Below are 12,981 nucleotides of genomic sequence, written 5' to 3' on the forward strand. Positions count from 1 at the left end.
TGTTTTTTTATCTATTTTCGCCCTATTTATTAGTAAATAACTCCAATCTCTGCACCTTTATAAAAGTGCTTCAGTACTTCCTCGTAGCTCTTTCCCAAATCAATCATCGCTTTAGCTCCATTTTGACTCATTCCAACGCCGTGTCCATATCCGCCTCCAGACAACCGATATCCAACGACCTTATCACCTTTTTTCTTCTCTTCAATACAGAAAAAGGCACTTGGCAGCATAGACAGATGTTCTACCTTACTGTCATCTTGTCTTATCACTTTACTAAATAGTGGTGCAAGTATAGTTCTTACATTATATTCTGTCATAACCTTTATCGTATTTTTACTTCCCGTAATAATAATCTCTGTTATAATTCCCCCTGTCTGCCGCTTTGTAATTTTAATATCTTTTACTGTTCCAACTGTACCGATTGGAACGCTTTTATAAGTTCCATCCTCCTGAAGAGTCTGAATCAAATCTGGATTTGCCTCATAACGTTTGCTAAGTGTTGTGTCAATCACTTTCTTAATTTCTTTCTTTGATAACGTAACCTTCCAGCGATACCATGGGTTATCTTCCTCATACGCTTCATATACCTTTTTCTTTATAAATGTTTTAAAATCATCTTCTTTTGATAAATCCAAATCTTTATCCTGTTTTTCACCCTGAAAGCTTCCCATCAGATAAGGAACCTCTGTCGCGCTGTTCCATACTTCATTGGCATTTGCAGTATGACCACAGGAAGTAGAAAAATAATATGCTGTTATAATTGTTCCGTGATATTTTAATATCTGACCATACGTTTCTTTCACAGCTTCAATTGAAACCTTATTCTCTGGTACATTGTTATACACCTGGTAAGATGGACTATCATCGACATGTGCACCATACTCTCTGCAACCGTTTGAAAATAATTGTTTATAAGCATAACTTCTTGCACAGATTGCCTGTACTTTTTGTGCTTCCACACCATAAGAAGTCGGCATCTCACTAGGAATTACTGCATAAAGATATTCTTCAATCGGTAATTCATTAATAAGTAAAAGCCCGCCATTTTCTTTATCAATCTCTAAATTTCCACGATATGCAGGTATCTCTTCATTTCGTTTCATTGAAAAAATCTTAATTTTTCCATCAGAATCATTTGATTTAAATTTGATTCTTCCTTTCTTTAAAAACCTAGAATTTGGTTTTATTGTTACCTTTTCCCCTGCTTTATATGTTTTTTGTTTTTTTCCATAAGTTAATGTAAAATCGCTTGTAGAAGTAACAACTGCACTCGCATGAATTACATCTTTAAACCCATTTGTTTTCAGCAAAACACGAATTGTTTTCGCCTCTACTTTCTCTTTCATTATAGCAGCACATATCTCATTTTTCACTACAACAAACTCTGAATTTTCATATCCAACTAAAATAGAATTAGCAGGTTCCATTTCAACCCCATTATATATTTTATAAATACAAAAATCTTCGCTTAATTTCTTCTTTCCATAACCTTCAATTTCTATAAAATCTTTTCCGGTCTTTAAAACACGTCCTTTTATTTTATCCGGCTTAATACTTACTTTCAACAGATTTCCTTTTTGGACAGTCAAATCGCCAACTTGTTTTTCTATATTCTTTTTAATCTGATTTCCGGTCTGAAACTTCTTTTTATATCCATTTACAAATACAGTCAATGAATTTTCTTTCTGTTCCATTATCCAAACATTTGATATTTTTGCTTCTTCTTCTATTGTTTCCTCAATACCAAGAATTTCATCCTCTTTACAGATTACTTTTAACTTAGAATCTACAAAAGGGAGAAAGTTAAGTCCATCTCCATAAAATACACCACGATTGGTTATCGTTTTCCATTTTTCAAACTCACTCTCATTTTCCCATGACTCAATGATATACAATTCCCGCTCTGATACATTACTTTTTGTAAATACTTTTTTATAAAGAAAACGATATAATTCAAACCAATCTTGATGAGTTACGAACTCTTCCGGTTTTTTTGAATCTTGAATGGAAGCTACTTTCTTTAACAGTTTCTCGGCATAAGAGTTTCTTTCGTCTTCATCCAGCTCACTTTGAATTGCCAGCCGTTTCATAATATCAGCCAGCTCTTTATAAGTTAAATACCCCATTGGACGAAATTCTGTATTCTCTTTCTGCTCCGTTTCAGATACTAACCCCATTGTATAAAATCCATTGATATACGTATCATACCACTTTTTCTTTGTCGTGTCTGTATATACAATAACACGCTCTAATTCTTGTAATTCTTCCTTTGTATAATTCAATAGGCTAATCATCTTTGCTGCTTCTGCTCTTGTAACATTTCCATTAATTCCTGTCACATATTCTTCCATTCCGGAAGGAGCAGTATCTGATTCCTGCCAAATATCCCATATTATAATCCCTGCTATAATCACAAGTCCAAGTATGATAAGAGAAATCTTTTTTTTCATATCCTCGTCTCCTATTTTGTCCTATTTCTACATTATTCCATATCAAAGCAACTTATGTCAAGTAAATCCAATTTCAAGAACTTTTAGGACAAATAGACTATTTTTATATTTATTTTTTATTGAAAATCCTTTAAAACTATACATTTTTTATTTATTAAAATACAAATTGTAAAATAATTCTGTTGAAATTTGTTATGTAGTTGTGCTATATTGAAAAAGTACCATTTTTTTAACCAAGTATGTTGATGTTTTGTATGGAGGAGTAAGTATGGACTTAATGTTCAAAGAAACACTTGACAGACACCTGTACACCAATGACAACAGTACCCGCTTAAATGAGGTACAAAAAGAGGAAATTGACGGGGAAACGATGGATCCGGAAGACACCCTCCGGTACATCATAGCCAAGTACAAACTTAATTTTTAGCTTCACCAAAAAAAGAAATGTTTCATCACGATTGAAGATTTTGTCCAAACATTTCTTTTTTTATGTCCAACAATTCCATTTTCTTTTCTGTATTTTTATACCACATCTTGTATGATCTTTTACAAATCAGGAAATTATTACCGCATAGATATTATATAATTTTTTCAAAAACCCGATACTAAAAGTTGACACATGTCCTTTCATTTGCTAAACTTTTATGGTAGAATTTTAGTTTTTTATTCAATCAGAGGAGGGCAGTTTATTATGCTTGAAAAACTTTTTAAACTCAAAGAAAACAATACAACCGTTCGTACCGAAATATTAGCCGGTATCACAACCTTTATGACAATGGCTTATATTTTAGCAGTCAACCCAAATACACTAACTGCATTTAACAGTATTTTAGGATTATCTGATGGGGAGCAGATGAATCCAAGCGGAGTTTTTATTGCAACTGCATTAGCTGGCTTTATCGGTTCCCTGCTAATGGCTTTATTAGCAAACTATCCATTTGCATTAGCTCCCGGTATGGGCTTAAATGCCTATTTCTGTTATACCGTAGTTGTTGGTATGGGATATACCTGGCAGGTTGCTTTGGCAGCAGTCGCTGTAGAGGGTATTATTTTTATTCTGTTATCTTTAACCAATGTCCGTGAAGCAATTTTTAACGCAATTCCTCAAACACTAAAATATGCAGTAAGTTGTGGTATTGGACTTTTTATCACATTCATTGGCTTACAAAATGCAAAACTAATTGAAAATAATGATAACACTCTCGTACAATTCCATTCTTTTACACAAGAAACTTTCCACTCTACAGGAATTGGAGCAATTCTTGCAATTATCGGTGTTTTTATTACTGCAATTTTATTGATTTACAATGTAAAAGGCGGCATCTTATTGGGTATCCTTGGAACATGGATATTAGGTATTATATGCCAGCTTACAGGAATCTATCAGATTAATCCTGATTTAGGTGCATTTAGTTTATTACCTGATTTTTCTCAGGGATTACAAATTGGTTCCATCAAAGACGTTGCTTTCAAGGTTGATTTTTCCAATTGTTTTTCTCTTGATTTTGTTGTCGTTGTATTTTCTTTCTTATTTGTCGATATGTTTGATACATTGGGAACATTAATCGGTGTAGCTTCTAAGGCAAATATGTTAGATAAAGACGGCAAGCTTCCTCGTATCCGTGGTGCTCTTCTTTCTGATGCTGTTGCAACCTTAATCGGAGCATTTCTCGGTACTTCTACTACTACAACTTATGTAGAAAGTGCAACCGGTGTATCAGAAGGTGGAAGAACAGGTCTAACATCTTTCACAACTGCTATTTTATTTGGACTTTCGATTTTCTTATCTCCAATCTTTTTAGCAATTCCTTCTTTTGCCACTGCACCGGCACTTATTATTGTTGGTTTTTATATGATGGGCTCCGTCTTAAATATTAATTTTGATGATATGACAGAAGCGATTCCTGCATTTATTACTATCTTTTCTATGCCTTTTGCCTACAGTATATCGGAAGGAATTTTCTTTGGTGTAATTTCTTATGTAGTAATCAATCTTCTTACAGGAAAAGCGAAAGAGAAAAAGATTAGTACATTAATGTATATTTTAGCGATCGTCTTTGTTCTTAAGTATATTTTTATCAGTTAATTTATCTTTATTGCAAAGAAACTCTTTCTTAACCTCAAAAACGCTCCTTAATGGAGCGTTTTTTAATGCTATAAAACCTCTCTCCTATTCCAAAATGTTTGTTCGAAAAAGTGCAAAAAGTTTTATTAAAATCCCACTCTATTTTAGCAATTTATCTACTGCCTTTTTATCAACCAAAAATAATTGTTCTCCATCTTTATCTACACGATAATATTTTTTCCCATCATAAGGCAAAAATGAAACGATTGATTTTTCTCCATTATTTTGAACAATACAGGTATAAATCGGTTCGTTTTCTGATACCTTCTCTTCTATCTCTCCTGAAAAAGTAAGTGCCTGAAGTGCTGTTAATGTATCCAAATCTTTCTTAACTGTCAAGTTCTTTTTATTTCCCTTTTTATCTTCTACAGTAATAGCTTTCAAGCTATCGGTCGAAAACGCAAATACTGTTTTATCAATATAATCAAATATTTTTACATTCAAAAGCTCATCTAGTATATCTTCTTCCATCTGATAAACATAAGCAGAACCCTCTGGTGTCACATAATAGCTTCCGTCTTCACTCTTATTACCGACGTAAAGAATATATTGTTCTTTTACGTTTTTCTTATCCTTCTTAACAGTATAAGTTATTTTTAGACTTTGTTCCGGATTCTCTAAACCATATTGTGAAAAATCTTTACAGGAATATTCTACACAGTTATCAAATGCAAGTTCCCCATAATTTTCAAATAAGCCTAAAATTGCCTCGCTATTACCGGTCACTGTTTTATCATAAGCACCTTTTATAACAAAAGAGCCATCTGATATTTTTTGAATGGTAACTGCCTTTCCTTTGCGATTTGTAAGCTCTAATTTTTTCACATTCTTTGACTCAATTGACGGAATTTTTTCCATTTTCACAAAATCCATCTTATTTCGTAAAATTGCCTGATATAATTCTTCTCCCATTGTATATACTTTTGTTCCATCATCTACAAGACAATAATAACCGCCTAGTATTGGCACCTCGGTTCCAAATGAAACCTTTGCTTTTACTCCATTCGTAAGTTCAATATAAATACTTTGCTCCGGCTTTTCTAATCCATACTGGGAAAGCTCCTCTGTCCCATCTGTTACCTCTGAGTTTGCATTTATTACCTTTACCAAACTTAGAATGTTATCTACCTTATCAGCATCAATTGGTAGTGAAGAATCTCCTGCGAATATCCAATTAGAAGCTTTTTTAGTTAATTCAATTGTTCCGTTTTCATTTGTTATAATAATCTTTTTCGCCTTCTCTGTGTCCAAATGGTACAACTCTATCGACTGTTCCTTTTCTGCTTCTTTCACTGCATTGATTTTTTTTATCGCACCATAACCGACTCCCAAAAGAATCATTAGAAAAATTAAAATTCCCAAAACAACTGTCTGCTTTTTCTTTTTTGTCATTAACCCTTCCTCCTTCTAAGCCAAATGACAAGTCCTGTTATAATTAACGCAAGAGGAATTCCTATTACAATTACGACCGAATAAAAACCAATCTGCCCGCCTGTTAACGTCAGATAATTCTGTGCGATACTTCTTACTGGAATCGACAAGCCATGTTCGATATCTGCCAGCCAGCTAATTGTGTTCAAAAATAATTTGTCATTTCCAAACTGTCCTATTGATAAAACCTCTTCATCCAAAAGATGCGAAGATGAATACACTGCAACCTTAGATTCTGTCTTATCACTTTCTTTTTTCGTAATTGCTGCACCAAGATAAAATGGACCATCAATATCTCCATCTTCTTTTCCAAGTTCTTCGGAATCCAAGTCTGTTTTTGAATAAGCACCTTCCGATGTAGCAAGTAATGGTTTGATTGTAACTGATTTTAAATTTTCGTCAAATTTTAATCCTTTTGACAATTGGGATACAATATATTTGTCAATTCCTGATGTTATATCATCTTCTTCTATTGTTGGTATTAAATCTGTTGGATAATTACCAACATAATTTCCATTCTGCTCAAGAACCAGGCCACTTACCGGACGAACTCCATATTCTTCTAACAAGTCACGATAATTTGTCATTGCATCTTCTGTATATCCGAAGTTTAAAATTGCCTTTCCACCGGCTTTTAAATACGCTTTCATCATTTTAACTTCATCTTTTGTAAAATCGCTTGTCGGTGCATTTACAAATAATATCTCACAGTCATCGGGTATACTCTGGCTGGAAAGTGTTTGAAATTCTTCTGTTTCTACATTAAGCTTCTTTATCGAAGCTTTTATTTTTTCGCCAAGCTCTGCTTCCCCGTGACCGGTTACTATATACATCTTTGGAAAGTTTTTTTCTGTCACATAAGAAAGTGCAGATGTTACCTGTCCTTCTACATCAAGCCCGGTTACCTGTGATTGATAAGTAGTATAGTCAATCTGTGTTTCCAACAAATCAGAATAAGGTATATATTTCGATGAATTTGTTTTATTATTTACAACAATGACACTATTTTCAACTACCTCTTCATCTGTATATTTGCTTGTAAATGTTGGATACTTTACAGGGTCTTTTTTTATTACTTTAACATGATCCGATATTTGATTATATTTATCTAATATTTTTTCTATATTAGAAACTTCATTTCCTTTCGAAACAATATAATAAATTGATATATCATCCTCTAATTTTCCCGCCAGCTTTTTTGTTTCATCGGTTAATGTAAACATTCCATTTGTACTTAAATCTTTTGTGATATCCAATTCACCGACAATTAAATTAGTAAACAATACAATAACAACACTGACTACTATAACCGCAGTCCGATAAGCCCCATTTTTTAATTTTTTTGTCGTAAAAGAGTTCTTTGTCAGCTGAATTGTTAAAAACAAGAAAATTCCTATTACACTAAGATAATAAAACAGAGCAGATCCATCTAAGATTCCAAGTGCAAAATTATTATACCGTTCTGTAACCGAAAACCAATTTAATATATTAGCTGCCAGACCCTCAAATAAATCTGATTTCCAAAAATAAATTCCTGTTAAAATCCCCTCTCCAATTACTGCTGCCACAATAGGTATAATTACACTGTGAAGTGTAAAGTAACTAATTAATACCACAACCAATACCAGTATAGAAATAATTAAAAAGTTGCTGATTCCGCTCGTTGGAAGCAGACTGCCGATTCCCGCCATCAAATTCATTAACAGCATCGTCAAAAACGAGATTACCGCTGCAATTACCTGACTCTCTGTCAACGATGAGATAAATACTCCTACTGCAATATAAGCTGCGCCCAATAAAGTAAAGCCTAAAATTCCACCATAGGCAAGTGCCATATTGACGGTACCAAACTGCCTTAAAATAAGAGGGTATGTTAATGTGATTCCCATTGTAATTAGGAACAGTGTCAATACTGCAAGATACTTTCCAATTACAATTTTTTCAATAGAAACCGGAGATGTAAATAGAAGCTGGTCTGTTTTTTGCTTCTTTTCTTCTGCCATGACCCTCATTGTTATGATTGGAACTAAAATAACAAATAAAAATGAAATACTGTTTAGAACATATTCAAAATTGCTGTATCCATTTAAAAAATTATATACAACAGTATAAATTCCTATGATTGCCAGAAAGAAAGCAATAAACACAAAGCCAATCATGTTTGTGAAATAAGACTTTAGTTCTTTTTTATATATGGCTGACATCTATTCTTCCTCCTTTTCTAAACTACATTCTTCTGGAGTTAATTCTATCTTTTCCTTCGTAACCTCCAAGAAAATATCCTCTAAGGACATTGTCATCATAGACAGCTCCATAATCGGGCACTGGTACTTGGCCAGCTTATAAAATATGTTTTCTCTTAAATCTTCCGTTTCTTTCGTATAAATTGTAAGTGAATGCATTTCGCTCTCTTCTGGTTCTTCTTCCCACTTAATATCCTTGATGCCCTCTATTTCACTAAATGCCTTTTCGACAACCTCTCTTTCACCTTTTATTGTGAGATGAATTCCTCTTTGGTTCTGCATACGCTCTACCAGGTTATCCGGTGTATCACTTACAATAAGCTTACCCTTATTAATAATCATTACTTTATCACATACTGCACTAACCTCCGATAAAATATGGGAACTTAAAATTACAGTATGTGTCTTTGCTAAATCTTTGATTAAATCCCTTATTTCAATAATCTGCACTGGGTCTAACCCAACGGTTGGTTCATCTAATATAATAACTTCCGGATATCCCATTATTGCCCCTGCCAGACCAACTCTTTGCTTATAACCTTTTGATAAGTTTTTTATCAGCCGCTGTTCCATATCCTTTATTCCTGTCAGGCTCATAATATCTTCCATCATTTTGGCCTGCTTTGCTTTTTCAACTTTCTTTATATCTGCGACGAATTTTAAATATTCTTTTACTTTCATATCAGGATATAATGGCGGAATCTCGGGAAGATATCCTATCGAGCGCTTCACTTTTTTTGGATTCTCATTGATATCATGTCCATTTACCTTTACACTACCTTCCGTAGCCGGTATATATCCGGTAATAATATTCATTGTTGTAGATTTTCCGGCACCATTTGGACCAAGAAATCCAATCACTTCTCCCTTTTCTACAGTGAAACTTAAATGATCTACAGCAACATGACTGCCATATTTTTTCACTAAGTTATCTACTTCAATCACAATAGACCCTCCTTCTACTTTTTTAAAGCTCTTTATAGACTACGCTTAAAATAAGAAAATTTTGTGAATTCATAGAATAATTCACAAAATTTTCACATTTTCTCTATTTCCTATTGGAAAGCTCGTTGAATCTTATCGAATTTATCCCTTTATTTTATGTTTTTCATCTACAATATTACAAATTACTGTAATTGCACCAAATAAAATTCCGGCAAGTGGCCAAATAATCCATGTTATATGCCAATCAAAAGTCAAAAAACTCCAGCCAAGATAGATACATACGATAACTGGCCAATAAATTCCTGCCACAGTCTGCACTAATTTATTTTCTTTCATTTCTTTCTTTTCCTGCGTAAATTCCTCCTCTTGCAAAATCACCTTATAGCTTTCCATGCGACTGCCCGATATAATAAAAAGTGTGACCCCGGTTGCTACTAATATTAAAAATACACCAACACCTATCACTGTCAAAAATTCTATTTCCTCAAACAACACACCGGTAACTAAAATTGGAATAACACTCAGAATACACAACGCAACACCAATCGCTACAAACAACGTCTGCGTACTGCGATAAGCCTCTTTTTCTTTTAAAACATATTGTTTTGTGGAAAAATCAATTTGGAATCTCTCATTTTTCAAATAATTATATTTTTCTAGTTTCATGCCTGAGAAAATAAACAGTACAACTGCAACAGCGACAAAAACCAAAAGTACAATCAGACCTCCCAGCGCCATACTATTTTCATCACCAAAACCATACTCAGCAAGCCCGCCTAATACAATCAGCAATACAGGAGAACAAATACATAAAAATACGCCAAGTGCAATTCTTTTAGACATTTTTATTGCCACTTGAATATATTCTTCCACTGTTTCAATCGATACGAATCTTGTATTTTCTTTCTCTTCAAATTCGTTTGTAATTCCTAAGATTTCTTTCAATTCATCTAAATTTCCAAATTCTCGAATAACGGTTCCAATTGCTTCATTTTCCGTCTTTCCTTCTTTTTTTAACTCATAATATTTATCTTCCATCATAGTTAGCAGCTCTTCTTTTGCCCGTCTTACTTCTTCTGACAGTGGAAGATTAGAAAACATTGTTTCCAGATAATTTTTTATCGTTTCCATAACATCTACTCTCCTTTAAATCTTTTTTATAAACTGCTCTACAACATTCTTTGTTAAATCCCATTCCTCACATTTTTCCTTATAATATTCCAGCCCGGCTTTCGTTATTGTATAATACGTTCTCCTTTTTCCATTCGTTTCTGTTCCATATGAAGATTCAAGATATCCATTTTTTTCTAATCTTGTAAAAGCAGAATACAACGTAGTTTCTTTTATAATATACTTTTCATGGGAACGCTCTTTAATTTTTTTCGAAATTTCATATCCATAAGACGGTCCATCTAATAATAAATATAAAATGATTGTATCATTATATCCCCTAATAACATCGCTACTTATCAAATACATCCCTCCTTACATTACGTCTGTCGTAGTAATTTATAATATAACTTTATCAGAATTACTACGACAGGTCAAGTAATTTTTATTTTTTTACAACAAAGTGGACAAGTCCACCTCAACTCCCTGTATCCCTCACTCATGAGGGACTTGCTCCACTTTGCGTGCCAGATGCGTGTTGCATGCTTTTTGCAACAATACTCCTTTCGCATCTGTGCACATCCTCGTGGAGCGTTTTTGCTTTATAGGAGACGAAGTTTCCTATAAAGTGAAAATAGGGTATTGCAATCCTCTTTTGCAATACCCTGACAAATATCTTTTTTAGTTTACCATCTCTTGTAATATATTGGCTTCATGTGCCATATTTTCTGAAGCTTCTTCACTTTTTTGAGAAATTTCTACATTTCGTTCAACAACCTCGGATATTTTATCAAATCCTTCAACCGCTTCTGTTACAATCTGGACATGTTCTCTTACCATACCTGTTATTTGACCTACACCTTCACTGGCATGCTGTATTTCTTCAACTACCCCTAAAAATTCTTCCACCGCCTTATGCGTAATCTCTTTTCCATTATCAACGGCATGAATAGAATTCATAATCAAATCACCTGTTTCTTTTGCCGCCTGAGCACTTCTTGATGCCAATTCACCAACCTGGAAAGCAACAACTGCAAATCCTTTTCCCATTTCTCCTGCTCTGGCTGCTTCAATAGAAGCATTTAAAGACAGCAAATTCGTCTGTTCTGCAATTGAATTGATTTCACCAATAATCTTTTCAATTTCGATTGAAGTATTACTAATTTCGTCTATTGAAGTTTCTAAAAACTCCATTTTCTCTTTCGTCTGCAGTAATTTGTTTACAGCCTCTTCCGTCATATCAGCTATATTTGTAGAAGCATCTGCACTTTCTCCCATTTTGGAAGAAAGTTCGTTCATTGTCTGTTTCAATTCTTCTACTGCCTGTTCCTGTTCCCCCGTTCCTGCATGTATTTCCTGAGAATTAAGCAGTGTTTCCTGAGATACCTTGTCAATATTAACACAGACATCTTTGATTCTTTCAATAAGCTGTAGATTCTTTTCCATATCCTCTTTTTGTCTATCTAATAACGTTTCATTTTCTTTTAGATTTTCTTTAATACTATCTACCATTTTATTAATGCTATTACTTAATAGTTCAAACTCCTTATTCCCTTTTTCATCTACAATTGTATCAAGATTTCCCTCTGTAATACTCTGAAGTCTTTCTATAATATGGTGAATACCCTGAACTATTTTTCTGTCTACCAATCGGTTAATCATAAAAAGCAGAATCAAAAAGATAATAAACATGCTAAATGATACAACTATCGTCTGATTTAATCGCACTTGATAATACTCTTTGGCAGGTGTCATCGTTCCGATTATCATATCCTCATATTCTCTTGTTACATAGTAACCTTTTTCTCCATCAATCGTTGCCTTACCTTTTCCTTCGCTGATTTTTTCAGGAAATCCTACTTCTTTTGCGGTTTTACCAATCAAAGAATCATTTTTATGTGCTAAAATCTGATTCGTTTCTTTATCAATTGCAAAAACATAACCATTTGTTCCAAAATTAAAATCTTTTAATACAACATCAAGCGAAGTACCTTCTAACATTTCTTCTAAAACTTCCGGTTTTACTCCTGCCTGCACGAATCCTTTCGCATCCCGCCTTGCAACTCCGGTATATTGAATTACAACACCTTCTGCAACATTTACCTGTGGCTCCTGGACAATCTCTTTAGAACTGTCTTTTAAAATTTCTAAAAATTCTTCTGACTGTTCACCACTACTCATATCAAACCCGACATAACTTGGAATTGTACTATGGGTAATAATTCCTTTTTCATCAATTACATGTAATTCGTTTACCATCAATTCATCACAAACGGCTTTTAACTTATCTCTGTCATCTATAATAGAAGGATCTATATCAATAATATGAGCAAATGCCTTTGTCTTCGCCAGGTTATTCTCTCCTAAGCTAGTTGTCAGCTTCTCAATCTCTTCCTCATTACTTTTTAGCTTTTCTTCTACAGAATCTAACTTTTCATTACTACTTTCCGTATTGTCCATGTTGTTTACTAGTGTCTGATAATTAAAAATTGCAAACACAGTTACAACCATGGCAACAGCCATATAAAGGCATAGCTTTTTTGCAAACATCTTTTTCATTAGTTTTATATCTCTTTTTTTGTTTTTCTTATATCTTTTACTTCAAAAACATATTCTTGCAGTAACAAGCTTTATTTACATGACAAAAAGGACATTGCAAAATAGTAAAAACTACTTT

At 33.5% G+C, this 12,981-nt stretch carries 9 protein-coding genes; 2 read left to right on the forward strand and 7 right to left on the reverse strand.

Features of this window, described 5'->3' with window-relative positions; translation table 11 throughout:
• Window positions 1-29: 29 nt before the first annotated feature.
• Window positions 30-2,450 carry a SpoIID/LytB domain-containing protein gene (locus tag FYJ58_RS01665; RefSeq protein WP_154516326.1) on the reverse strand — a complete coding sequence of 807 codons (2,421 nt, stop codon included), beginning with the start codon at window positions 2,448-2,450 and terminating at the stop codon, window positions 30-32.
• 268 nt (window positions 2,451-2,718) lie between these two features.
• Between FYJ58_RS01665 and FYJ58_RS01670 the strand changes: the two genes are divergently transcribed.
• Window positions 2,719-2,877: a hypothetical protein gene (locus FYJ58_RS01670; RefSeq protein ID WP_154516329.1), complete on the forward strand. Its 159-nt coding sequence runs from the start codon at window positions 2,719-2,721 to the stop codon at window positions 2,875-2,877.
• A gap of 264 nt (window positions 2,878-3,141) precedes the next feature.
• A complete protein-coding gene (locus tag FYJ58_RS01675; RefSeq protein WP_154516332.1) occupies window positions 3,142-4,536 on the forward strand; it encodes an NCS2 family permease in 1,395 nt (464 codons plus the stop codon).
• A 138-nt stretch (window positions 4,537-4,674) separates the two neighbouring features.
• On the opposite strand, the gene FYJ58_RS01680 is transcribed toward FYJ58_RS01675, so the two are convergent.
• From FYJ58_RS01680 to FYJ58_RS01705, 6 genes are all read right to left on the reverse strand, one after another.
• Entirely contained in the window at window positions 4,675-5,967 is a 1,293-nt protein-coding gene (locus FYJ58_RS01680) for a DUF4340 domain-containing protein (protein ID WP_154516335.1), read from the reverse strand.
• A complete protein-coding gene (locus FYJ58_RS01685; protein ID WP_154516338.1) occupies window positions 5,967-8,210 on the reverse strand; it encodes a Gldg family protein in 2,244 nt (747 codons plus the stop codon). The genes FYJ58_RS01680 and FYJ58_RS01685 overlap by 1 nt, the downstream gene beginning before the upstream one ends.
• Window positions 8,211-9,194, reverse strand: a complete 984-nt coding sequence (locus tag FYJ58_RS01690) for an ABC transporter ATP-binding protein (RefSeq protein ID WP_328597772.1) — start codon at window positions 9,192-9,194, stop codon at window positions 8,211-8,213.
• 141 nt (window positions 9,195-9,335) lie between these two features.
• On the reverse strand, window positions 9,336-10,325 hold the full coding sequence (locus FYJ58_RS01695; protein ID WP_154516341.1) for a permease prefix domain 1-containing protein: 990 nt from the start codon (window positions 10,323-10,325) through the stop codon (window positions 9,336-9,338).
• 15 nt (window positions 10,326-10,340) lie between these two features.
• Window positions 10,341-10,673, reverse strand: coding sequence for a PadR family transcriptional regulator (locus FYJ58_RS01700; RefSeq protein WP_154516344.1), 333 nt, complete (start codon window positions 10,671-10,673; stop codon window positions 10,341-10,343).
• Window positions 10,674-10,985: 312 nt separating this feature from the next.
• Window positions 10,986-12,863: a methyl-accepting chemotaxis protein gene (locus FYJ58_RS01705; protein WP_154516347.1), complete on the reverse strand. Its 1,878-nt coding sequence runs from the start codon at window positions 12,861-12,863 to the stop codon at window positions 10,986-10,988.
• Window positions 12,864-12,981 lie beyond the last annotated feature (118 nt).

The sequence above is a fragment of the Velocimicrobium porci genome (assembly GCF_009696045.1).
Classification (GTDB): Bacteria; Bacillota; Clostridia; order Lachnospirales; family Lachnospiraceae; genus Velocimicrobium; species Velocimicrobium porci.